Annotated in this window: 19 protein-coding genes; 12 read left to right on the top strand and 7 right to left on the bottom strand. The window is 71.2% G+C overall.

Features of this window, described 5'->3' with window-relative positions; translation table 11 throughout:
• Nucleotides 1–7: 7 nt before the first annotated feature.
• The 4 genes from DEI85_RS01030 to DEI85_RS01045 form a co-directional block, all read right to left on the bottom strand.
• Nucleotides 8–1,438, bottom strand: a complete 1,431-nt coding sequence (locus DEI85_RS01030) for a M20/M25/M40 family metallo-hydrolase (protein ID WP_111124098.1) — start codon at nt 1,436–1,438, stop codon at nt 8–10.
• A gap of 177 nt (nt 1,439–1,615) precedes the next feature.
• Nucleotides 1,616–2,353 (bottom strand): copper homeostasis protein CutC, encoded by a 738-nt coding sequence (locus tag DEI85_RS01035; RefSeq protein ID WP_111124099.1) that lies wholly within the window; start codon nt 2,351–2,353, stop codon nt 1,616–1,618.
• On the bottom strand, nt 2,350–3,906 hold the full coding sequence (locus tag DEI85_RS01040) for a M81 family metallopeptidase (protein ID WP_284183449.1): 1,557 nt from the start codon (nt 3,904–3,906) through the stop codon (nt 2,350–2,352). The genes DEI85_RS01035 and DEI85_RS01040 overlap by 4 nt, the downstream gene beginning before the upstream one ends.
• Nucleotides 3,899–5,083, bottom strand: coding sequence for an ROK family protein (locus tag DEI85_RS01045; protein WP_027467220.1), 1,185 nt, complete (start codon nt 5,081–5,083; stop codon nt 3,899–3,901). The genes DEI85_RS01040 and DEI85_RS01045 overlap by 8 nt, the downstream gene beginning before the upstream one ends.
• Nucleotides 5,084–5,310: 227 nt before the next feature.
• On the opposite strand from DEI85_RS01045, the gene DEI85_RS01050 reads away from it, so the two are divergent.
• The 5 genes from DEI85_RS01050 (at nt 5,311) to DEI85_RS01070 (ending at nt 11,652) form a co-directional block, all read left to right on the top strand.
• Nucleotides 5,311–7,104: a peptide ABC transporter substrate-binding protein gene (locus DEI85_RS01050; RefSeq protein WP_110858555.1), complete on the top strand. Its 1,794-nt coding sequence runs from the start codon at nt 5,311–5,313 to the stop codon at nt 7,102–7,104.
• A gap of 93 nt (nt 7,105–7,197) precedes the next feature.
• Nucleotides 7,198–8,157 (top strand): ABC transporter permease, encoded by a 960-nt coding sequence (locus DEI85_RS01055; protein ID WP_027467218.1) that lies wholly within the window; start codon nt 7,198–7,200, stop codon nt 8,155–8,157.
• Nucleotides 8,154–9,047, top strand: a complete 894-nt coding sequence (locus tag DEI85_RS01060) for an ABC transporter permease (protein WP_111123826.1) — start codon at nt 8,154–8,156, stop codon at nt 9,045–9,047. The genes DEI85_RS01055 and DEI85_RS01060 overlap by 4 nt, the downstream gene beginning before the upstream one ends.
• Complete coding sequence (locus DEI85_RS01065) at nt 9,047–10,732, top strand: dipeptide ABC transporter ATP-binding protein (RefSeq protein WP_111123825.1); 1,686 nt, start codon at nt 9,047–9,049, stop codon at nt 10,730–10,732. The genes DEI85_RS01060 and DEI85_RS01065 overlap by 1 nt, the downstream gene beginning before the upstream one ends.
• On the top strand, nt 10,729–11,652 hold the full coding sequence (locus DEI85_RS01070; protein WP_027467215.1) for an ROK family protein: 924 nt from the start codon (nt 10,729–10,731) through the stop codon (nt 11,650–11,652). The genes DEI85_RS01065 and DEI85_RS01070 overlap by 4 nt, the downstream gene beginning before the upstream one ends.
• Nucleotides 11,653–11,668: 16 nt before the next feature.
• On the opposite strand, the gene DEI85_RS01075 is transcribed toward DEI85_RS01070, so the two are convergent.
• Nucleotides 11,669–12,385, bottom strand: a complete 717-nt coding sequence (locus tag DEI85_RS01075; protein WP_110858558.1) for a type 1 periplasmic-binding domain-containing protein — start codon at nt 12,383–12,385, stop codon at nt 11,669–11,671.
• A 122-nt stretch (nt 12,386–12,507) separates the two neighbouring features.
• Here DEI85_RS01075 and DEI85_RS01080 point away from each other — a divergent pair, with 122 nt between their 5' ends.
• The 5 genes from DEI85_RS01080 to DEI85_RS01100 all read left to right on the top strand — a co-directional run bounded on the left by DEI85_RS01080 (nt 12,508) and on the right by DEI85_RS01100 (nt 19,292).
• The gene (locus tag DEI85_RS01080; protein ID WP_110858559.1) at nt 12,508–13,794 is read left to right on the top strand and encodes a HupE/UreJ family protein; all 1,287 of its coding nucleotides are present in this window, start codon (nt 12,508–12,510) and stop codon (nt 13,792–13,794) included.
• Between the two features lie 137 nt (nt 13,795–13,931).
• Entirely contained in the window at nt 13,932–16,067 is a 2,136-nt protein-coding gene (locus DEI85_RS01085) for an Ig-like domain repeat protein (protein ID WP_111090111.1), read from the top strand.
• Nucleotides 16,068–16,404: 337 nt separating this feature from the next.
• Nucleotides 16,405–17,658 (top strand): ice-binding family protein, encoded by a 1,254-nt coding sequence (locus tag DEI85_RS01090; RefSeq protein WP_111123824.1) that lies wholly within the window; start codon nt 16,405–16,407, stop codon nt 17,656–17,658.
• Nucleotides 17,659–17,820: 162 nt separating this feature from the next.
• Nucleotides 17,821–18,858, top strand: coding sequence for a carboxypeptidase-like regulatory domain-containing protein (locus DEI85_RS01095; protein WP_111123823.1), 1,038 nt, complete (start codon nt 17,821–17,823; stop codon nt 18,856–18,858).
• 59 nt (nt 18,859–18,917) lie between these two features.
• On the top strand, nt 18,918–19,292 hold the full coding sequence (locus DEI85_RS01100; protein ID WP_220032908.1) for an HIT family protein: 375 nt from the start codon (nt 18,918–18,920) through the stop codon (nt 19,290–19,292).
• Nucleotides 19,293–19,312: 20 nt separating this feature from the next.
• Here the strand turns inward: DEI85_RS01100 and DEI85_RS01105 are convergent, their stop codons facing one another.
• Nucleotides 19,313–20,050, bottom strand: coding sequence for a GAF and ANTAR domain-containing protein (locus tag DEI85_RS01105; RefSeq protein WP_110858563.1), 738 nt, complete (start codon nt 20,048–20,050; stop codon nt 19,313–19,315).
• A 164-nt stretch (nt 20,051–20,214) separates the two neighbouring features.
• Here DEI85_RS01105 and DEI85_RS01110 point away from each other — a divergent pair, with 164 nt between their 5' ends.
• Nucleotides 20,215–21,366 (top strand): fatty acid desaturase family protein, encoded by a 1,152-nt coding sequence (locus DEI85_RS01110; protein WP_111123822.1) that lies wholly within the window; start codon nt 20,215–20,217, stop codon nt 21,364–21,366.
• Nucleotides 21,367–21,386: 20 nt separating this feature from the next.
• Complete coding sequence (locus tag DEI85_RS01115; protein ID WP_111123821.1) at nt 21,387–22,370, top strand: diacylglycerol/lipid kinase family protein; 984 nt, start codon at nt 21,387–21,389, stop codon at nt 22,368–22,370.
• Here DEI85_RS01115 and DEI85_RS01120 read toward each other — a convergent pair.
• Complete coding sequence (locus DEI85_RS01120; protein ID WP_111123820.1) at nt 22,367–23,080, bottom strand: GAF and ANTAR domain-containing protein; 714 nt, start codon at nt 23,078–23,080, stop codon at nt 22,367–22,369. The genes DEI85_RS01115 and DEI85_RS01120 overlap by 4 nt on opposite strands.
• Nucleotides 23,081–23,157 lie beyond the last annotated feature (77 nt).

Consider the following 23,157-nt stretch of genomic DNA (forward strand, 5'->3'; position numbering starts at 1 on the left):
GGGGGCATCAAGCCGCGGAGTGCTGCGATCCATTCCCCTCGGTACCGAGCTCGCTCCACAGGTGCGCGATCGTCGCCGCGCCGTCGAGCAGGGTCCGCAGGTCGATGCTCTCGTCACTCGAGTGCCAGTGGTCCTCCGGCAACCCCGTCCCGACGAACAGGACGGGTGCGTCGAACACCCGGCCGAGCAGTTCCGCCGGACCGCCCCCGGCGTTCCCCATCCGCCCGGCGGTCTCGGTGCCGTGCCCGAGTTCCATCGCCCGCACGAGCGCGTCGAGCTCGGGGCCCGACGGGGTCACGTACGGATCCTGCCCGGTCTCCTCGGGGATCGTCAGCTCGTAGGTCACCCCGTCGGGCATCGTGTCCCGGACGAACCGGCGCAGCTGCTCGGCGACGGCCTGAACGCGCTGCCCCGGCACGGTCCGGATGCTGATCTCGGCGGTGGCCTCGCGCGGGACCACGGCTCGTGGGAACCCGGTGGGGTCGCCTGCCAGCAGGGTCAGCACCTCGATCGAGGGTCGTGCCCAGAGGCGCTCCTCGACCGAGTACCCCGCCTCGCCGGTGATCGCCCCGGTCTCGGTGCGCTCGACCCAGACGTCGGGATCGAAGTCGAGTGCCTGCAGCTCGGCACGGCGTTCGTCCGTGAGCGCGTCGACGTCGTCCAGGAACCCGGGGATCGTGATGCGGCCCTGGTCGTCGTGCAGGGCCGCGAGCACGGTGACGAGCGCGTGCACCGGGTTCGGCGCGGGGCCGGACACGGCGCCGCTGTGGACGTCGCGTGCGGGCCCGGTGACGGTGAGGGTCGCGCCCGTCATGCCACGCATCGACGTCACGACGGCGGGGTTGCCGGCCTTCCACTGCAGGGTGTCCGAGAACACGACGACGTCGCACGCCAGCCGCTCCTGCTCGGCGTCGAGCAGGTCGGCGAAGTGGCTGGAGCCGAGCTCCTCTTCTCCTTCGACGAGGAACTTGAGGTTCACGGCCGGGGTGCCGTCGGGTCGGGTGGCGAGGTGCGCGCGCAGCCCCCACAGGTGGGCGAGCACCTGTCCCTTCGCGTCGGACGCCCCTCGCCCGTACAGGCGTCCGTCGCGGAACGCGGGTTCCCACGGTGAGGTCTCGTGCCACTCCTCGGGCTTCGCGTGCCGCACGTCGTGGTGGCTGTAGACGAGCACAGTCGGCAGCGCCGGGTCGACGAGCAGTTCGGCGTACACGGCCGGTGCGGGACCGGCCTGCAGGATCTCGGTCTCGAGGCCGACCTCGCGCATCGCTCCGGCCAGCCAGTGCGCGGACCGGTCGACGTCGATCGCCCGTTCGGGTTGCGATGCGACGGACGGGATGCGGACCCACTCGCTGAGTTGCCGCACCAGGTGCTCGCGGCGCTCCTCGAGGAACCGCGCGACCTCGGCGCGACGGGTGTCGGGTTCGGTGCTGTCGGTCACGGGAGCGGACACGGTTCTCCGTTCGGTCAGGTGGTGTCGACCGTAGGAGCGGGTCCCTCCGGGTGGTCACGGATTGGCCTGGAGGCGCGGTGCGCGTCCGCCACGCGCCGCACCACCGACCCGGTGCGGGTCCGGAGCGCGGTGCGGGTCCGGAGCGCGGTGCGGGTCCGGGACGACTCAGGCGTCGAGCGCGCGCCGCGCGGCCGCGACGACCTCGGCGTCGGTGACGAAGTGCGCGGAGCCGTCGTCCCCGGCGCCCATCGGCACCCCGGCGTGCGCGCTGTCCGCGGCCGGTCGCTTGGCCGACAGGTGCACGGCGGCGGCACCGGTGGCGAGCAGCGCGCGGACGTCGGCGGGGGTGACCCCGGCGCCGGCCATCACCTGCACGGGCCCGGCGGCCTCGACCATGCGTGCGATCGTCTCGGCGCCGGCGACCGCGGTGGGGGCGGCCCCCGAGGTCAGGACGCGGGTGAACCCGAGCACCGCGAGCGACCCGGCAGCGGCGACGGGGTCGGTCGCGTGGTCGATCGCACGGTGCAGGGTGACCTCGGCGGTGGCGCTGACCGAGCGGGCGGCGTCCACGAAGCGGCGGAGGGCGTCCTCGTCCAGGGTCCGGTCGGGGCGCAGGGCACCGACCACGACGCCGGCGGCCCCGGAGCGCAGGACCGTGCGGACCTCGCGCACCATGAGCTCGACCTCGTCGGGGGAGTGCACGAACCCGCCCGGGCGGCAGCGGACCAGCGCGTGCGCCGGGATCCCGGTCTCGTGGGTCGTCTCGACCAGGGCCTGCGACGGGGTGAGCCCGCCGAGCTCGAGCCCGACGCAGAGTTCGACGCGGTCGGCGCCGCCGTCCCGCGCGGTGATCGCACCCGCCGGTGAGGTGACGGCGATCTCGAGGGCGGCGGTGGTGCTCATGCAGGGGCTCCGAGCGGTTCGTTGGAGGCGGGGACGATGCGGGCGCGGAGGTCCGGTGCCGTCGGGAACACTCGATCGTAGGGGAACATCGGGCGCTCGATCCTGTGGTGCCCGAGGCGCAGCAGGTCCTGGTCGACACCGCCCGGGGTGAGCGCGAGCATCCAGTCGGCGGACATATCGAACAGCTCCGGTTCGAGGTACCCGATCTTCACGATGACGACGTCCGCCTGCCGCGGCGCCAGGTCGAGGTCGGTGAAGTCGTGCTCGTGGTGGTATGGCTTCCGCAGCTTGGTCAGGATCGCGAAGACGCTGCCGACCTGCAGCACGACCTCCGTCTCGGCGTCGCGGTCACCGTGCTTGATCGCGTGCACCCGTCCGGTCATCGTGATCGGGCCCGCGTGCACGTCGTCGACCTCGGCGCCGGCGGTCACGGTGATCGTCGCACCGACGCCGGCGTCCACCGCAGCGGCGACGGCGGCCGGTCCGGGCACGCTCGCGTAGATGACGGTCGGGCCCGACGGGTCCTGGAACTCCGGGCGGGCGAGCACCTGGGTCAGGCCCCAGGTCATGTCCCCGGAGCCGCCGGCCGTGGGGTTGTCGCCCGAGTCCGAGACGAAGTACGGCTTCGCGGCGCCCGGGGCGAGAGCTGCGTCGAGGCACTCGTCGAACGTGCCGGTGGGGGCGACGAACACGAAGTCCTCGCGGACGTCCCAGAACGCCGCCGCGAGCCGCTCGGCACCGGCGGCGACGGCGGCCTCGTCCCACCCGGTGACGACGGTGACGGCCTGGTCGCGGGGCTGGTCGGCCCACGCGTACCCGACCCAGATCGCGGCGTCGAGCACGCCCTCGGTCTGCTCGACGAGCGGGACCTGCGCGTACAGGGACTTCGCCGGCTCGAGACGGGTCGAGGTCTGCTCGCCCGGCAGCAGGACGGGGATCGGGATCCAGGCCTTCACGGGGCGTTGCGCACCGACGGGTCGTTCGGTGAGCACGTCGACCAGGTTCCGGACGGCACGCTCCTTCGTCTCGAGGGTGTCCTCGTGCGGGGCCATCCGGTAGCAGGTGACGAGGTCGACCCGGTGGGCGAGCTCGCGCGTGACGTTGCCGTGCAGGTCCATCGACGCGGACACGATGACGTCGGGGCCGACGACCTGGCGGATGCGGCCGAGCAGGTCCGTCTCGGCGTCGTCGAGTCCCTCGACCACCATCGCGCCGTGGATGTCGTACCAGAGCCCGTCGACCGGACCCAGCGCACGCAGCCGGTCCGCGATCTCGTCGGCCAGGGTTTCGTACGATGCCCGGTCGACGATCCCGCCGGGCAGCGCGTGCCCGATGAGCGCCCCGCGGAAGTCCGCCCGGTCCGCCATGGTCGCCAGGAACGGGTACCGGGCGACGGCTTCGTCCCCGCGGTCCGGGTGGAACGCGGGGGCGTGCGTCCGGGTCGGTGTGAACGTCGACGTCTCGATGGCCAGGCCGGCGATCGCGATGACCGGACGACGGGCGCCAGCGGGGGCGACGGGGACGGCGGGGGTGACGGGGCCGGTCTCAGACACGGACGCTCCTGTTCCTGGTGGTGGACTGGGGGATGGGTGCGGAGAGCTCCTCGAGCGAGGCGGCGAGGCCCCGCTGCAGGGCGAACTGCCCGGCGCCGACGAGCCCGGCATCGGCGCCGAGCGACACCGGCTCGATGGCCAGGTGCTGGGTCATCAGCGGGTGGCAGCTCTCGTAGAGCTGGCTCCGCACGGCGGCGATGAACGGGTCGAGGGTCGACAGGATGCCGCCCAGGTACACGGCGTCCGGGTTGAAGAAGTTCACGTTGGCGGCGAGCACCTCGCCCAGGTACCTGCCCGCCATCCGAACGGCACGGGTGGCCTCGGGATGCGCGTCCGAGGCGAGCCGGACGACGTCGGCGGTCGAGGCGACGTCGACCCCGGCGTTCGACAGGATCCGGACCAGGGCGGCCCCGGACGCCACCGTCTCGAGGCAGCCGGTGTTGCCGCACGAGCAGGGGGTGTCCCCGGCGGCGTCGATCCGCACGTGGGTGATGTCCCCGGCGGCCCCCGTCGACCCGCGGTAGAGCCGACCGTCGATGACGATGCCCGCGCCGATCGCCGACCCGGCCTTGATCGTGATGGTCTGGCGTCGAGCCGGGTCCTGCACCGTCTGTTCACCCGCCGCCATGCAGTTCGCGTCGTTGTCGACGATCGCCGGCAGGCCGAACCGGTCGCTCAGCCACGCGGCCACGGGGAACCCGTTCCACCCCGGCATCCGGCTGGGCAGGTCCACGACGCCGGCGACGACGTCGACGGGCCCCGGCAGGCTGAGCCCGACGCCCCGCAGTCCCTCGCGACCACGGTCGTCGGCGAGCCGCTCGAGCAGCGCGGCCAGGCGCTGGAGCCCGGCGGTCGGACCGTCGGAGAGCGCGAACGGGACGTTCGCGACCGACTCGAGCGCGCCTCCTGGCAGGACCACGCCGATGCGCGCGTGCCCGCCACCGACGTCCGCGGCGACCGCGTACTCGTCGACGCCGCCGATGCGGAGCACCTTGCGGGGGCGACCGCCGGTCGAGACGTCGGTGCCTTCCTCGGCGAGGATCCCGTGCTCCAGGAGCTGGCCGACGACGTGCGAGACGGTCGAGGGAGCGGCTCCGAGCACCTTCGCGATCTCGGTCCGGCTGGCGGCCTGCCCCGAGGCGACGAGCTCCAAGACGCGGGCGCTGAGATCGGCCACGACTTTCTCCAATCCGGGCGGAACGGGAACGGAACACCGGTCGGTGGTCCGTTCTGCCGCGAGCCTACGGGGCGGATCGAGCGGTCCACCCTTTCGTCCGTTCCGCAGTAACGCAGTTTTTACATCGAGATGTTTGTTTTTCCAATCGCTTTGGTCCTTGACTGTCCTCGTGCCGCTCGGCACCCGTGCTCCACCTCCCCGAAGTCCCTCGCACAAGGAGACACCGCATGTCCAAGCCCCGTCGCTGGGCGCTCCTCACCGGAGCTGCGATCGCCGTGAGCGCGCTGCTCGCCGGCTGTTCCGGAGGCGGCAACGCCTCGCAGGGATCGACCGACGAGATCGACTACGCGCTCCCCGCCAACTTCACGCCGAACTGGATCCTGCCGATCGGCACCGCCGCGCACCTCAACACGAACAACGGCTCCATCGCCCAGTCGCTGTACGAGCCGCTCGTCGCGTACGACGGGTCCACCGGCAAGATCGCGTGGAACAAGGCCGGCTCCGTCGCCACCGACGCGCAGTTCGCCGACGACGGCAAGAGCGTCACCATGACGCTCGGCGACCGGCACTGGTCGGACGGCGAGGCGATCACGAGCCGCGACGTCGGGTTCTGGTTCAACCTGATCAAAGCGAACAAGGACCAGTGGGGCTCGTACTCCAAGGGCAAGGCGCCGGACAACTGGACGTCGTTCAAGGCCGTCGACGACACGCACTTCACCATCACGTTCGACAAGGCCTACAACGCGGACTGGATGCTCGCCAACCAGCTGAGCCACATCATCCCGCTGCCCCAGCACGCCTGGGACAAGACCAGCGCGACCGCGAAGGTGACCGACGCCGACGAGACCACCGCCGGCGCGAAGCAGGTGTGGAAGTACCTCAACACCGCCGCCGGCAAGATCTCCGACTACGCCACCGACGACCTGTGGAAGACCATCTCCGGCCCCTACGGCGTCAAGACCTTCACCACGGCCGGCAAGGTCACCCTGACCGCGAACGAGAAGTACGACGGTGGTGAGAAGCCGTCGATCACCACGGTGAACCTGCTGCCCTTCACCACCGCCGACGCCGAGGTGAACGCCGTCCGTTCGGGCGAGGTCGACTACGGCTACATCAACGCCACCGACATGGACCAGAAGTCGTCCTTCACCGGGAAGGGCTACGAGGTCGAGCCGTGGACCGGCTGGGCGATCACGTACATGCCGTACAACTTCAACAACCCGACGATGGGCGCCGTCTTCAAGCAGCTGTACGCCCGTCAGGCCGTCCAGATGTCGATCGACCAGACGTCGCTGTCGAAGGTCGTCTTCAACGGCACCGCCACCTCGACGTACGGTCCGATCCCGCAGGCGCAGGAGTCCGACTACGTCTCCGACGTGCAGAAGTCGAACCCGTACCCGTTCAGCACCTCGAAGGCCAAGGACCTGCTGACCAGCCACGGTTGGAAGGAGCAGGGCGGCACGATGGTCTGCACCGACCCGGGCACGTCCGCCAGCCAGTGCGGCGAGGGCGTCGAGCAGGGCACGAAGTTCTCGATGCAGGTGCTGTCGCAGTCCGGTTCGACCGTGACCGACAACATGATGAGCGCGATCCAGTCCTCGCTCGCGAAGACCGGCATCGACTTCACCATCAAGACCGCACCGGTGTCGAGCGTGCTGTCGCAGACCCCGACCTGCACCTCGGACGAGGCCAGCTGCGACTGGGACCTGTCGTTCTTCGGCACCGCGGGCAGCTGGTACTTCCCGGCCTACCCGACCGGTGAGTCGCTCTTCCAGACCGGCGGTTCGGCGAACTTCGGCAGCTACTCGAACGAACAGGTCGACTCCCTGATCGACGCGACCACCACCTCGACCGACGCCACCGCCGTGCAGGACTACAGCGCAGCGGTCGCGAAGGACCTTCCGGTGATCTGGCTGCCGAGCCCCGACTACCAGATCTCGGTCGTCAAGAAGGGCCTGTCCGGCTTCGACCAGGACTCGCTCGCCAACTTCCACCCGGCCCAGTGGAAGTGGAACAAGTAAGACCGTGACCACGGACGGGAGGCGCGGTGCGCGTCCGACGCGCACCGCGCCTCCCGTCCCTCGCACGTCTCCAATCCGACCATCGGAAGCCGCATGACCACAGCTCTCTACCTCACCAGGCGCGTCCTGCAGGCGCTCGCGGTGATCCTCATCGTCACCGTCGTGGTGTTCTGCCTGCTGCACGCACTGCCCGGCGGCCCCGCCCGCGGCGTGCTCGGCGTCTCCGCGACCCCGACGCAGATCGCCCAGTTCAACCAGGCGCAGGGGCTCGACCAGCCGCTGCCCGTGCAGTACCTGCGGTTCCTCGGTCGTCTGCTGACCGGCGACCTCGGCACCTCGTACACGCTCAACGAGCCGGTCTCGCAGCTCATCGCCGAGCGCCTGCCGAAGACCCTCGTGCTCACCGGCATCTCCGCGGTGCTCGGACTCGTCGTCGCGATCCCGGTCGGGATGCTGCAGGCGGCCCGCCGCAACGGTGCGGTCGACTACGCGGCCACCGCCCTGGCGTTCGTCTTCTACTCGACGCCGGCGTTCTTCCTCGGTCTCGTCCTGATCATCGTCTTCAGCCAGCAGTTGCCGTGGCTGCCGTCCCAGGCGCCGAGCGGCACCACCCTGGCCGAGGTGTTCCAGGACCCCGCCGGACTCGTGCTGCCCGTGGTGACCGGAGCCCTCGCGATGATCGCGGTGTTCAGTCGGTACATGCGCGCCTCGACGCTCGAGAACCTGCAGGAGGACTACGTCCGCACCGCCCGTGCCGGCGGCGCCTCGACCGCGACGATCCTGCGGCGGCACGTGTTCCGGAACTCGCTGACCCCGGTCGTCGCGATGCTCGGGTACTACCTGCCGGTGCTGTTCGGCGGCGCCCTGGTGACCGAGCAGCTGTTCAACTACCCCGGCATGGGGCTGCTGTTCTGGAACGCCGCACAGTCCTCCGACTACCCGACGCTGCTCGGCTGCGTGCTCGTCATCTCCATCGCGACCGTCATCGGCACCCTGCTCGCCGACGTCGCACAGTCCTTGATCGACCCGCGAGTGAAGGCGAGCCGCGCATGACCGCCGTCCAGATGGCCCCCGAAGCCCCGGGCGCCCCCGTCACCGTCGCGGTCACCGGGTTCCGGCTCGCCGCCCGCCGGTTCCGGGGCAACACCCTCGCCGTGATCGGCCTCGCCCTGATCGTCGTCATCGTGTTGTTCTGCTTCGTGGGCCCGTTCGTGTACCCGACCGACCAGACCCACACGCTGCTCGAGCAGGCCAACCAGGGCCCGAGCGCCGCGCACTGGCTCGGCACCGACGCCGTGGGCCACGACGTCCTCGGTCGCCTGATGTACGGCGGCAAGGTCTCCCTGATGGTGGGCATCGCCGCCGGGGTCCTGGCCACCGTCGTCGGCACGCTGTGGGGCTCCGTCGCCGGGTACGTCGGCGGCTGGGTCGACGCGCTGATGATGCGCGTCGTCGACGCCGGCATCGCGATCCCGGCCCTGTTCATCCTGCTCGTCATCTCGGCGATCACGAACCCCGGGGTCGGCGGCCTCATCGTCATCCTCGGCCTGGTGTCGTGGCTCGTGCCGTCCCGCCTGATCCGCGCCGAGACCCTGACGCTCAAGAACCGCGACTACGTCCTGACGCTGCGCGCGATCGGCGGTTCGCACGCCCGCGCGATCGGCAAGCACCTGCTGCCGAACTCGGTGTCGACGATCGTCGTCGCGGCGACGTTCCAGGTCGCCGACGCGATCCTGCTGGTCGCCTACGTCTCGTACCTCGGGCTCGGCGTGCAGCCGCCCGCGACGGACTGGGGCGGCATGCTCTCGGCGGGTCTCACCGCCGCCTACTCCGGACGCTGGTGGCTCATCGTGCCGCCGGGTCTGGCCGTGATCCTGGTCGTCTGCGCGTTCAACGCGGTGGGCGACGGACTGCGGGACGCCTTCGACGTACGGGGCCGCTGATGACGACCGAACCGATCCTCGAGACGACCGACCTCGGCGTCACCTTCAGCACCGAGTCCGGCACCGTCGACGCCGTGCGGGGGGTGTCCCTGTCGGTCGCCCCCGGCGAGACCCTCGCCCTGGTCGGCGAGTCCGGCTCCGGCAAGTCCACCGTCGCACTCGCCGCGATGGGGCTGCTCTCCGGCAACGCGACGGCCTCGGGCAGTGCCGTCGTCGCCGGGCACGAGGTCGTCGGTGCACCCGAACCCGCGCTCCGGGCACTGCGGGGCTCGACCGTCTCGATGGTCTTCCAGGAGCCCGCGACCGCCCTCGACCCGCTCACCCGCGTCGGTGCGCAGATCGCCGAGGTGATCCGGAACCACCGTGACGTCTCCGCGTCCGCCGCCGCGGCCGAGGCCGTCGACCTGCTCCGTCGCGTCGGCATCCCCGACCCCGAGTCGCGCACCCGGTCGTTCCCCTTCCAGCTGTCGGGTGGGCAGCGCCAGCGCGTGGTCATCGCGATGGCGATCGCGAACGCGCCGAAGCTGCTCATCGCGGACGAGCCGACCACGGCCCTCGACGTGACCGTGCAGGCCGAGATCCTCGAGCTGCTCCGTGCGCTCGCCGTCGAGACCGGCACCGGCGTGCTGCTCGTCACGCACAACATGGGGGTCGTCGCGGACTTCGCCGACCGCGTCGCGGTCATGCTCCAGGGCGAGATCGTCGAGACCGGCGGGGTCGAGGACGTCCTGCTCCGCCCCGAGCACGAGTACACCAAGCGGCTGCTCGCCGCGGTGCCGCGGCTCGACGTGGCGGGCGATCGTCCGTCGGCTCCCGTCACCGACACGGGGACCGAGACGGCCGGGAGGCCCGGTGCGGCCCCGGTGGTCGACCTGCGGGACGTCTCGGTGACGTTCGGGCGCGGGGCGCGTGCCGTCCACGCGCTCGCGGGCATCGACATCGCGGTGCACGCCGGTGAGACCGTCGGCCTGGTCGGCGAGTCCGGCTCCGGCAAGTCGACCGCGGCCCGGGTGGCGCTCGGGCTCATCAAGCCGACGTCCGGCACGGTGTCGCTGTTCGGGCAGGACCTGCGGACCGCGAAGGGCCGTGACCGTCGTGCCCTCCGCTCCGGCATCGGCGTCGTGCTGCAGGACCCGGTGGCGTCCCTCGACGCCCGGATGTCCGTGGCCGAGTGCATCGCGGAACCACTCGCGGTGCACCGTCGCGGGATGTCCTCGGCCGACCGCCGTCGCCGCATCGACGAGGTGCTCGACGCGGTGCGGCTGCCACGGACCCTGGCGTCCCGTGCCCCGCGTGAGCTCTCCGGCGGGCAGCGGCAGCGGGTCTCGCTCGCCCGGGCGCTGGTGCTCGAACCGCGGTTGCTCGTCGCCGACGAACCGACCTCGGCGCTCGACGTCAGCGTGCAGGAGACCGTGCTCGAGGTCCTCGGCGAACTGCAGGACGACCTGGGGTTCGCGTGCCTGTTCGTGTCACACGACCTGGCCGTCGTGCAGCACTTCGCCGAGCGCGTCGTGGTGATGCGCCAGGGTGTCGTCGAGGAGCAGGGCACCACCGGCACGACGCTGCTGCACCCCACCACCGACTACACCCGGCGGTTGCTCGCAGCGGTACCGGTGCCCGACCCGGTCCTGCAACGGCAGCGTCGGACCGAGCGCCTCGCCTCGCTCGCGGCGGTGACCGCGTGACCCGGGTCCTGGCCGGGGTCGACGTCGGCGGCACCAACACGAAGGTCGTCCTGACCACGCCCGACCTCGAGGTCATCGACCGCCTCGACCTGCCGACGCCCGCGCACGCGGGCGGGGCGGCGATCGTGACGGCCGCACTCGGGGCCGTGACGGGTCTGCTCGAGACGCACCGGGCCTCCTTGGCGGGTGTCGGGGTGGGCGCGGCCGGTGTCGTCGACCGGACCACGGGAACCGTCCTGGTCACCGGCAACTCGTTCACCGGCTGGGCCGGGTACGGCGTGACCCGGGCGGTGACGGACGCCCTCGGCGTCCCCGCGACCCTCGACAACGACGTGAACGCGTTCCTGCTCGGCGAGATCGCCACCGGCGCGGTCGTGGGGGAGTCCGACGTGCTCGGCATGACCCTCGGTACCGGCGTCGGCGGTGCGCTCGTGCTCGACGGACGGCTCTTCGCCGGCCCGCGCGGCGCCGCCGGTGAGATCGGCCACGTCCCCGGCTTCGGCGACGCCCGGTGCACCTGCGGACAGACCGGGCACCTGGAGACCATCGCGGGCGCACGCGGCATCGCCGACCGCTACGCCGAGCGCTCCGGGCGGATGCTCTCGGCACGGGACGTCGCCGTCGCCGCGCGCGGCGGAGATGCCGACGCGGCCGCCGTCTTCGCCACCGCGGGGTGGGGCCTGGCCCGTGCCGCACTGCTGACCGCGGGGATCCTCGACGTCACGACCGTCCTGATCGGCGGCGGGATCGCACGGTCATGGGACCTGCTCGAACCGGCCATCACGGCGGCGATCGCCGCGGAACCGCCGGTCAGCGGGGCGACGATCCGGCTCGCGCAGTCGACGCTCGGGTCCGACGCCGTCGCACTCGGCGCGGCGGCGCAGGTGCGAGCGCGCGTGCTGGAGCCGGAGACCGCGTAGCGGGGGACCGCCAGGGTCAGGGCACCCAGACGACGATGCCGCGCAGGTCGTGGAGCACGGCGGCGAGCCCGGCGCGCAGACCACGGGCCGCGCGGTCCTCGGTGAAGGTCTCGGGGTCGTAGTGGCTCGACGGGCCGAGGCCTTCGCCGCGGAACCCGCCGCCCGTCCAGTCCGCCGCCGTGACGTTCGACGTCGGCTCGGCGATCTCGGCACCGACGACCAGGAACTGCTGGTGGAGCGCGGTCGGCGAGACGGCCGCGAGCGGGTCGACCATGTGGTTGCCGACGGTGATGACCAGGTCGGGCTCGGCGTCGACGGCGCGCAGGACCGCGGCGATGCGGTCGTCGGCGTCCTTCGCCGAGACCGGGGTGACGGTGACGTCCTCGTCCGCGGCCCACGACTCGACGGCGTCGAGCAGGGTACGGGTCGGGGCGTCGGCGGCGTCACCAGCGTCGGAGAGCAGCACGACGTCGTAGCCGGTGGGGGCGTGCACACCGGACCACGAACCGGGCTCCGGGTGGATGGTGGCCTCGGGCGCCGGCGGCTGGTCGGGGTCGGAGAACCCGGCGCCCAGGACCCCGGCCGAGGCGTGCGCCGACGCGGTCGCCGTCGGGCCGGCGCCGCCGGTGGTGCCGTCCGACGCCCCGGAGCAGCCGGCCAGCAGGACGGCGCCGACACCGGCGAGGGCGACGGCGGTCAACAGGACGGTCGTCCGGGTGGCGATGCGGGTCACGGCACCATGCAAGCACGCCCGACGGCCGCCCCGGGCCGGTCGGGGGACCTGTCCAACACCCGTCCCGCCGCTGGTCACCGGTTGTTCACCTGCCGGTCGTCTGCGGGCCGGATCGTCTGCGCGTGCCCTCCGGAACCACCGCCGCGCTCCTGCGCGCCCGCCCTGCCCACTCGTCTCCCGCGTCCGCGCTCGTCGCACGGGTCGTCGCCGCGCTCGTGCTGCTCGGGGTGGTCGTGATCGGTGTGCTCGCGGGGGCGGCGCCGGCGTCGGCGCACGGCTTCAGCTCGGTCGTGTACGCCGACGTCACGTCCACGGAGCCGACGGTCGTGCAGGCGGAGCTCGGGCTCGAGTACGACCTGATGCTCGTCTCGGTGGCCACGAGCGAGCACGACGACACGCTGCACGAGCAGGGGCAGACGGCCTGGGACGATGGGGACTTCCCGGGGATGGTGACGGCTGCCGAGGCGCACACCGACGCGATCGGGAAGTACGTGTTCGACCGCTTCACGGTGACCGGAGCCGGCGGGCAGGCCTGCACGGGCACGCTCGACGACACCGTCACGGTCGATCTGCAGGACGAGGTGCCGTACGCCCACGTGACCGCGGACTTCACCTGCCCGGAACCCTCGGAGACGCAGTCCGGGCACGTGGTGTCGTCCGAGCTGTTCCCCGACGACGAGACCTTCGTGCGCGACACCAAGACGATCGTCACCTACGACGTCGACGACCGGACCGGTTCGGCCACCCTCGACGCCTCCCAGCGCACGTTCTCGACCGAGCAGTCGGCGGGCGAGCGCTTCTGGGAGTTCTTCCGCCTCGGCGCCGAGCACCTGCTGACCGGGATCGACCACATCCTGTTCCTCGTGGCGCTCATCGCCGGGTCGCGTCGACTGCGCGAGGTCGTCTACACGGCGTCCGCGTTCACGATCGCGCACTCGATCACGTTCATCCTCGCCGCCCTCGGAGTGGTCAGCCCGCCCGCGATCGTCGTGGAACCGCTCATCGCGCTGTCGATCGCCGCGGTCGCCGGCTGGTACCTGTGGCGGCTCTGGCGTCGTCGATCGCGGGCCGACGAGCTGGTGGTCGGTGAGCACGGACACTTCTCGCTCGATCGTGCCGGGTGGACCCGCCTGGCCGTCGTCTTCGCCTTCGGGCTCATCCACGGGCTCGGGTTCGCCGGGGCGCTGGGCATCCACGAGGCGTTCTCGTGGCAGCTGCTCGTCTCGCTCCTGATCTTCAACGTCGGCATCGAGGCCGTGCAGCTCGCGATCATCGTCATCGTGTTCCCGCCGCTCTCACTGCTGCGGCGGAAGGCACACCGGGCGTCGCTCTGGGTGACGGGCGCCGTGACCGCCGGCGTGTTCGTGATGGGGATGATCTGGTTCGTCGAACGGCTGGCGGCGGGCTGACGGTCGCAAGGGAACGTCGACAGGTCGAGCTCGTTCCTGAACAGCGACGAACCGTCACTCAGCGTTCACCAAGACGTTTTGCAGTGCATGCAGAGTCTTCCGTGCTGCACCATCCCACGTCTGAGAAACGGACCCACATGAGTCTCCTGTCCGGCGCCACTACCCGGCGCAGAACCACCACCCTCCGCGTCTGCGGAGCCGTCCTCGGGGCGGCGCTCATCGCCGGTGCCTCGATGGTCGGGACGAACGCCGCCACCGCTGCGACGAACACCCCCACCACCAACATCTCGACCGGTGGCCCGATCCACATCCTGCTCGGCGTCGGCGCGACCGAGAGCCAGCGCATCGCCTCGTGGTACTTCCCCACCAACGTCGCGCAGTCGCTCGAGATCCAGAAGACCGCGTCCATGACGGACGGTGGCTTCACCGACGCCAAGCAGACGATCGCCGCGTCGAAGGCCGCGAACACTGCAGCCGACACGAGCGCGACCGACTCGAACACCAAGAGCATCCCCGGCATCGCCGCCGAGTCGGGCTACATCAACGCCCACGCGACCATCTCGGCCCTCGAGCCGAACACCTCGTACACGTACCACGTCGGTGCGGCGGACGGTTCGGCCTGGTCCGCGTCGTACACCTTCACCACGAAGAGCTTCTCCGGCGACTTCGACTTCCTGTTCTTCGGCGACCCGCAGATCGGATCGTCGGGCTTCACCGACGACGACGGCGCGGGCTGGGCGGACACGCTGAAGTACGCCACGTCGACCGAGCCGGACGCCGAGCTCCTGGTCTCCGGTGGCGACCAGGTCGAGCACGCCAACAACGAGTACGAGTGGGGCGCCTTCGCCGACAGCAGCGACGTGCTGAAGCGCTACCCGTGGGCCTCGACCATCGGCAACCACGACGTGGGCGGCAAGGCCTACGAGCAGCACAACCAGGTGCCGAACTCCCTGAAGGTGCCGGACTTCTACCCGGGCGGCAACACGACCGCGAACTCGGGTGGCGACTACTGGTACATGTACAAGGGCGTCCTGTTCATCGACATCAACTCGAACGCCTACGCGGCCGGTTCGGACGCTGCCCACGTGAACTACGTGCGCGACGTCATCACCCGTCACGGCGACGACGCGAAGTGGACCACGCTGGTCTACCACCACTCGATCTACTCGCCCGCCGACCACGCGAACGACCGTGACAACCAGCAGCGCCGGTTCGACTTCACGCGTTCGTTCTCGGACATGGGCGTCGACCTCGTCCTGCAGGGCCACGACCACTCCTACTCGCGCAGCTACGCGATCAAGAACGGCAAGAAGGCCAACGTCAACGAGCAGCCCGCTGCTCCCGACGTCTTCTCCGGCCCCGGCGGCGTCATCTACATGACGGCGAACTCGGCCTCGGGCTCGAAGTACTACGACCTCACCACCCCGGACGCCACCCAGGGCGGCTACGGCGCGGACCCGCTCGACCCGACGGGTCAGCGTCACTTCGCCAACTCGGTCGAGAACCAGGAGCACGTCCGCACCTTCGTGAAGGTCTCGGTCACCGACGACAAGCTCGCCGTCGAGAACATCCGTGCCAGCGACTGCACCACGCTCAACTCGGCGGTGCAGCACGGCAAGGTCGACAGCTGCGGCGTGACGCTCCAGCCGACGGCCACCGCCGACCCGGCCGCGATCGGTTCGACGGTCGACAAGTTCAACCTGCACGCCACGCTGCCGACGACGACCACCACGCTCTCGGTGTCGGCTGCGACGCAGACGTACCGCACCAAGACGCCCGTCACGGTCACCGCGACCATCGGCGGCGGGGTCGGTGCCCAGCAGGGCACCGTGACCTTCCGTGACGGCAAGACGGTGCTCGGCACAGCTCCGGTGAAGAACGGCACGGCCAGCACCACGCTGCCGAGCGCCCTCGCCATCGGCAAGCACTCGGTGACGGCCTCGTTCGCGAACGCCGACACGACCTACTCGGGCACGGACTCGACGACGGCCAAGGCGACGACGGTGACCGTGTCGAAGGCCCCGTCCCGTGCCGTCCTGAAGTACAGCGGCGGGAAGGCGAGCGTGCAGGTCGGCGCCACCGGCTTCCGTGTCGACGGCACCGTGCGGATCTACGAGGGCTCGAAGCGCCTCGCCGACGTCAAGGTGTCGCACGGCACGAACACCTCGGCGCTCAAGCTGAAGAAGGGCACGCACAAGCTGCACGCCGTTTTCCTCGGCACCTCCGAGATCGCCACGAGCACCAGCCCGACCATCACGGTCGTCATCAAGTAGCACCAGGCACCAGCAAGGGCCCCGCGATCTCCATCGCGGGGCCCTTCGCCGTGTGGCCGGGGGCGGGCGACCGGTCCTACCCGGGACCGGTGCCACACCGGCTGACGGGAGACCCGAACTCCCTACCCGTCCGCTGGTGAGAGCGACCGGTCAACCTGTGGTGAGCATGCGCCAACAGGCCGGGATCGCCTAGACAGCCAGGCCAACTGCCAGGCTTTGAGCGAATGTTCAGACATTCCTAGGTGATCGCTGTGCGGAGGGCCATACTTCGAGCCACTGAGAATGCGCGCTCGTCGCCGACGTCACCCCGCCTCTCCTTGCAGGAAGAGGCCGGACCATGCACGCTCGCCATCTCAGACGCAGTTCCCTCCTGGTCGTGTCGGCGGCCGCCGCCGCCGTGTTGATCACCCTCGGTACCGGTGGTGGGGCATCGGCCGCCACGGTCATCGACGGCCCCGTCAACCTCGGAACGGCCTCGACCTACGGCGTCCTCGGGGCGAGCGCGGTCACGAACACCGGCCCCTCCGTGATCAACGGCGACCTCGGCTTGTCGCCGGGCACGTCCATCACCGGCTTCGGCGGCGCACCCGACGGTGTCGTCAACGGCACCACGCACCAGACCGACGCCGCAGCCGCACAGGCCCAGCGCGACACCACCACCGCGTACAACGTCGCCGCGTCGCTCTCCCCGACCCAGACCGGTCTGACCGAGCTGAACGGCCTCTCGCTCTCACCCGGCGTGTACTCCGGCGGCGCCCTCGCCCTGGCGAACAACGGTGCGCTGACCCTGGCCGGCAGCGCGGACTCCGTGTGGGTGTTCCAGGCCGCGTCGACCCTGACCATCGGGTCCGCCAGCCAGATCGTGATCACCGGCGGTGCCAGCTCGTGCAACGTGTTCTGGCAGGTCGGCAGCTCCGCCACCGTCGGCACCGGCGCCCGGTTCCAGGGCACCGTCCTGGCGCAGCAGTCCGTGACCGCCACCACCGGCGCGACCGTGCAGGGCCGACTGTTGGCCCGCACCGGCGCGGTCACCCTCGACACGAACACGATCACGGCATCGAACGGCTGCCCCGCGCCGGGCACCCCGTCCGAGTCGCCGACCATCACCTCGGGCACCCCGTCCGACGGCACCGTGGACGTGCCCTACTCGTCCACGGTCACCGCGACCGGCACCCCGAACCCGACCTTCACAGCCACGGGCCTGCCCGACGGCCTGACGATCGACAGCACCACCGGCGTCATCTCCGGCACCCCGACCACCCCGGGCACCTCGACCGTGACGATCACCGCGTCGAACGGCACCAGCCCGGACGACACCAGCGTCGTCACGATCACCGTCCGCGCCCCGGCTCCGGTGCCGACCGCGACGCCCACCGCGACGGCACCCGCAGTGGCGCCCACCGACACCCCGAGCGGCCCCGCGACCGCAGGCACCGGCGGTGGTGGCGGCGGAACCGACCAGCCCACCGGTGAGCTCGCGTTCACCGGCTCGGACCCGACCGTCCCGCTGAGCATCGCCGCCGCGCTGCTCGCCGCGGGTGCAACCCTCATGGTCCTGCTGCGTCGCCGTCGCACCGTCGGCCGCATCTGACGAACCCCGAAGGACCCCGTGACCCCGGTCGCGGGGTCCTTCGCCGTTGCCAGCACCCCGCGAGCAGTGCACATCCGGCGACGGTGCGCAGGCGCCTCGACACGTCTACGCTCCACTGCAACGGGGTCAGGGGCGGCCTCGCAAGGGGAGCAGGGGTACGCCATGACGACTCGACGACGCACGGTGGTCGGCATCACGACCGTGTTGACGCTGGTCGGGGTGATCCTCGCACCGACGACCGCGGCCCTGGCAGCACCGGACGACGGCGCGCTCACCGTGATGCTCACCCACCCGGAGAAGCGCCCGCTGCCGATGTCGGGGGTGGTGGTCGACCTGCGGACCCCGGAGGGCGCGACCACGGCCTCTGCCTCGAGCGACGCACGCGGGCGGCTGACGTTCGACGCCGTCCCGTCCGGCACGTGGAGCCTGCACGGCGAGCGCAAGGGCTCGTACGGCTTCGACGACGTGCTCCCCGCCGAGCGCACCGGCATCACGGTCGGCCCCGGAGCGCACGAGACCGTCGTCCTGGTCGTGCGTCGCGGCGCATCGATCGGTGGGACCGCACACAACCCGTACGGCGCCGACCTGTCCGGCGCGGCCGTCGTCGTGCGCGGCTGGAACACCGGAACGGTGCGTCGCACCGTCACCGCCCGAGACGGGCACTACTGGGTGCACGGCCTGCCGAGCGACGACTACAGCGTGCAGGTCAACGCGCACGACGAGTCCCTCGACTCGTGGCCGGCGCTGCGCGGTCAGTCGTGGGGGTTCCACCGCGACCCCGGCTCCACCGCGCCGCGCTCCTACGTCCGCGTCGCGAACCAGGCGGGCGGCCGGGCCGAGACCGTGCTGGACGACGTCGGCGCGAGCTCGACCGTCGGGGTCACCCTGTCCGCCATCGTGAACCCGCAGCTCGACACCGACTTCACCGGGGCCACGGTGCACGTGTACGGCGAGTCGATCGGCAGCACCTTCGACACCCGCCTGGTCTACTGGTCGCCGGGGCGCGGCGGCATCTTCGGCGTGGTCCTGAGCCCCGGCCGGTACAAGGTCGAGGTGGTCGGATGGTCACCCAGCCAGAACCGGTACGTCTCCTACTGGTACGGCGGCGAGGGCAACCGCCCGGTCGCCGACCGGGCGTCGTCGCACACCGCGGTCGTGCGGGACGAGAGCCGGACCATCTCGTTCTGGAGCACGCGCTGATCCCCGAACCCGACGCCCGAGACCGTGACGACGCGCTCACCGGATGCGTCTTCGACAACGTGCCACGGGCCTCCCGGCTCGTCGAGGACGACCTGGTCGTGGCGTTGCTGGACGCGAACCCGGTCTCGACCGGGCACAGCCTGGTCGTCCCGAAGCGCCACGTGGTGTCGTGGTTCGACGCCACCGCGGACGAAGTCGCCGCGATGACGCGGCTCGTCCGCGCACTCAAGCTGGTGCTCGACGACCGGTACCGACCTGACGGGTACAACGTCGGGTTCAACGACGGCGCGGCAGCCGGGCAGACGGTGTTCCACGCCCACCTGCACGTGATCCCACGGTACGGCGGCGACGTGCCGGACCCGGCCGGGGGCATCCGGCACACGATCCCGGGCCGGGGCCGCTACCCGACCGGCACCCGCGCGTCGCACCGGTGAGGACCGTCCCGAGGGAACCCTCAGGACACTCCGGCCCCGATGAGGTCGGCGAGCGGGACGTCGTCGCGTGCCACGGCTGCGGCGACCTGGCTCAGGGAGCGCTGGTGTGTGCGGGCGTAGCGACGGATCATGCCGAAGGCCTCCTCGACGTCGACCCCGGCCGCACGTGCGAGGTACCCCTTGGCCTGTTCGATGGCGACCCGGCTGTCGAGCGCACGCTGGAGCTGCTCCGCGGTGAGTGTCGCGTGCTCGAGGGTCCGTTGCTGCAACAGGCTGATGGTCGCGACGTCGGCGAGGGCCTGCGCGGCTCGGGCGTCGGCACCGTTCAGCGCTCCCTCCGTCTCGCGGAACAGGTTCAGCGACCCGACGGTGGTGTCCCGCAGCCGGAGCGGGATGGCGTGGACGCCCGCGTAGCCGCGAGCCCTCGATGCCTCGGCAAACCGGGGCCAGTGCTGCCGCAGGTCGTCGGCGTTCTCCGAGGTCACCAGCCGGCCGGTGGTCACGGCGGTGATGCAGGGCCCCTCACCGGCGTTGAGCTGGAGCAGACCGATGAAGCTGCTGCGCTCGCTCGTCGACGCGACGACGCGCAGCTCGTCCTGCTGGTCGAGCAGGTGGATCGCGCCCGCGGCGGCGTCGAACAACTCCACTGCCCGGTCGACCAGCGTCTGCAGGACGTCGACCACGTCGTAGTCCGCCACCAGGCTGTCGGTGAGGGTCACGAACGTCTCGACCAGTCGTGCTTCGCGTACCTCGGTCATGTGGAGCGGTCCTTCCGTCGAGCAGGCGGGACAACCGTAACCGAGCAGCGGACACGCGGACCTGTGGCTTGCACCCGGGAGCGCGGCGGCTCTAGCGTTGGAGCAGCTGCCCCAGACCCCGGCCGCCGGAACGTTCCGCCATTCCGATGACGACCAGGGAATCCATGACGACGCAGCACGCCGGTACCAGCCCGCAGCGGGAGACCAGCTCGAAACCCCTCGCCAGCGGCTACCGGAAGACCGGCTCTCCGGTCGGACCGCGGACCGGCGGCACCTCGTCCTACTCCGCGCTGCTGGCGCAGGTGAAGGAAGCCGGGCTGCTCGAGCGCCGTCGGGGCTTCTACTGGGCGCTGTTCTCCGCGCTCGTCCTGGCCACGGCCGCGTGCTGGGTCGTGTTCGCGTTCCTCGGTGACTCGTGGTTCCAGCTCATCGTGGCCGGTGCGCTGGGCGTGCTGTTCACACAGTTCGCGTTCCTGTCGCACGAGGCCGCGCACCGTCAGGTGTTCGAGTCCCAGAAGTGGAACGACCGCGCGGGCCGCTGGCTCGGCACGTTCCTGGTGGGCCTCAGCTACTCGTGGTGGATGAACAAGCACACGCGCCACCACGGCAACCCGAACACCGTCGGCAAGGACCCGGACATCGCGCCGGACGCGATCCGGTTCCTGCCGGAGGACGCCGCCGCCGTGACGAACAGGCCGCTCCGGGTGTTCGTGCAGTACCAGGGCTGGTTGTTCTTCCCGTTGCTCACGCTCGAGGGGATCAACCTGCACCGGGCTGCCGTCATGTCGGTCCTCCGGGGCACCGGTGGCCGCAGCGACACCCGGGGTCGGGTCCTCGAGGGCATCCTGCTCGTGGCGCGTTTCGCCATCTACCTGACGGTCGTGTTCTGGTTCCTGCCGTTCGGGATGGCGTGTGCGTTCCTCGGGGTGCAGCTGGCCGTGTTCGGCGTGATGATGGGTGCCTCGTTCGCCCCGAACCACAAGGGCATGCCGACCATCGCGCACGACGCGAAGGTCGACTTCTTCTCCCGTCAGGTGCGCACCTCGCGCAACATCCGTGGCGGCTGGTGGGTGTCGTTCCTGATGGGCGGGCTGAACTACCAGGTCGAGCACCACCTGTTCCCGTCGATGCCGCGTCCGGCGCTGAAGCAGGCCCGCCTGCTCGTCCGTGACCACTGCGACACCCTCGACGTGCCCTACACCGAGACGACGCTGCTGCGCTCCTACGGCATCGTCGTCCGCTACCTCAACCGCGTCGGCCTCGCCGCCCGCGACCCCTTCGTCTGCCCCATGGTGACCGAACTCCGGATCCACTGAGCCCCGCCCCGCCCTGCCCCGTGCCGAACCTCCCGAACGACGCCCACCAGCTGCGGGCAGCGGTGGTCGTGAACCCGACCAAGATCGACCAGGCGCGCCTCCGAGCGGTGCTCGCCGCCGAGGAGCGCGCCCACGGATGGGCCGAGTCGCTCTGGTTCGTCACGAGGGCCGACGACGACGGACGGGCTGCCGCACGGGCCGCGCGCGACGCCCGCCCGAGCGTCGTCCTCGTCGCCGGCGGGGACGGCACGCTCCGGGTCGTCGCCGAGGAACTCCGCGGCACCGGGACGCCGGTCGCGCTCGTCCCCAGCGGCACCGGCAACCTGTTCGCACGGAACCTCGGGCTGCCCCTCGGCGACCTGGTGCGCTCCGTCCGTGCGGGCTTCGGCGGGACGGACCGCCCGATCGACGTCGGGCTGGCCGACCTGACCGACCCGTCGGGCACCACGACGTCGCACGCGTTCCTGGTGATGACCGGCATCGGGCTCGATGCGAGCATGGCCGCGGACACGAACGCGTGGGTGAAGAAGCGGTTGGGGTGGGTGGCCTACTCGGATCCCATCGCCCGGTCCGTGATCGGCAACCGGCAGATCCCGGTGCACTACGGGATCGACGACGGCCCGCTCCGCAGCATGAGCGCGCACACGATCATCGTCGGGAACTGCGGCACCCTGACCGCGGGCATCCTGCTGCTCCCCGCTGCCCGCCCGGACGACGGGATCCTCGACGCCGTGGCGTTCCGGCCGGCCGGGTGGTTCGGGTGGACCAAGGTCGGGTACGCCCTGACGCTCAACCGGTTCTTCGCGCGCACCCGGTTCGGGCGGCTCCTGGCCCGGGTGCTGCCGACCTCCCGTGCGCTCCGGTACACCCGGGCACGGACGCTGCGGCTGACCGTCGACATCCCGGAGCGTGTGCAGCTCGACGGTGATGCGTTCGGCGAGGTGGTCGCGGTGTCGCTCACCACGCAGCACCACGGGCTGGTCCTCCGGACGGAACCGGTCTAGCCGGTGCTGCCGAGGTCGGCACCCCGGTGCACGACGTCCTCCGCCATGGCCCGGATCCCGTGGCCCGCACCGGCAGCAGCACGTCGCAGGATCTGGAACGCCTCGTCCATCCGGATGCCCCGTCGGTACGCGAGTGCGCCCTTGGCCTGTTCGAGGAGCACCCGGGCCTCGAGCGCGTCCTCGACCTGTTCCTCGATCGTGGTCGACACCCCGCGGTCGCGCTGTCGGACCAGGGCAGCCGAAGCCGCGTCGGCGAGCAGCTGGAGCAGCACGACGTCCTGGTCGTTGTGCCCGCGGGTGTGGTCGGCGAAGACGCACAGGGAGCCGATGGTCCGGTCCCGCAGACGGATCGGCTCGGCGAACGTGCCCTGCAGCCCCCGTTCGCGCATCGTCGCCGCGAACGTCGGCCACTCCGACTCGTGCGTGGACACGTCGGGCACGTCGATCGTCTTCCCGGTCCGGTAGCAGTCGAGACACGAGCCCTCGTTCGTGCCGAGCTGCGCTTCCTCGGCCTCGCTGCTGCGCTCGCTCGTCGAGGCGATGACCTGCAGTACGCCGTACCGGTCGGCCAGCACGATCCCCGCCTCCGTCGCCGAGGTCCCCTCCACGCACGCCGCGATGACACGGTCCATGGCGTCGAGCACCTCGAGGTCGGTGTCCAGGGCCGGAGTCAACCGATCCGGCAGGTTGATCGCGTCACTGGTCGTCATGCTTCGACGCTACGACCAGACCGATGGCGCACGGCTCAGCCAGTTCGCGTACCGGATCACGGCTCTCGAGTCCGCAA

Origin of the sequence: Curtobacterium sp. MCBD17_026, assembly GCF_003234895.2 — a bacterium.
Taxonomy (GTDB): Bacteria; Actinomycetota; Actinomycetes; order Actinomycetales; family Microbacteriaceae; genus Curtobacterium; species Curtobacterium flaccumfaciens.

Coding starts and splice junctions, on each gene's coding strand:
- DEI85_RS01035 (WP_111124099.1), bottom strand. CDS start 2,353: ATGAGCACCACCGCCGCCCTCGAGATCGCCGTCACCTCACCGGCGGGT.
- DEI85_RS01050 (WP_110858555.1), top strand. CDS start 5,311: ATGTCCAAGCCCCGTCGCTGGGCGCTCCTCACCGGAGCTGCGATCGCC.
- DEI85_RS01055 (WP_027467218.1), top strand. CDS start 7,198: ATGACCACAGCTCTCTACCTCACCAGGCGCGTCCTGCAGGCGCTCGCG.
- DEI85_RS01060 (WP_111123826.1), top strand. CDS start 8,154: ATGACCGCCGTCCAGATGGCCCCCGAAGCCCCGGGCGCCCCCGTCACC.
- DEI85_RS01065 (WP_111123825.1), top strand. CDS start 9,047: ATGACGACCGAACCGATCCTCGAGACGACCGACCTCGGCGTCACCTTC.
- DEI85_RS01085 (WP_111090111.1), top strand. CDS start 13,932: ATGAGTCTCCTGTCCGGCGCCACTACCCGGCGCAGAACCACCACCCTC.
- DEI85_RS01090 (WP_111123824.1), top strand. CDS start 16,405: ATGCACGCTCGCCATCTCAGACGCAGTTCCCTCCTGGTCGTGTCGGCG.
- DEI85_RS01095 (WP_111123823.1), top strand. CDS start 17,821: ATGACGACTCGACGACGCACGGTGGTCGGCATCACGACCGTGTTGACG.
- DEI85_RS01105 (WP_110858563.1), bottom strand. CDS start 20,050: ATGACCGAGGTACGCGAAGCACGACTGGTCGAGACGTTCGTGACCCTC.
- DEI85_RS01110 (WP_111123822.1), top strand. CDS start 20,215: ATGACGACGCAGCACGCCGGTACCAGCCCGCAGCGGGAGACCAGCTCG.
- DEI85_RS01120 (WP_111123820.1), bottom strand. CDS start 23,080: ATGACGACCAGTGACGCGATCAACCTGCCGGATCGGTTGACTCCGGCC.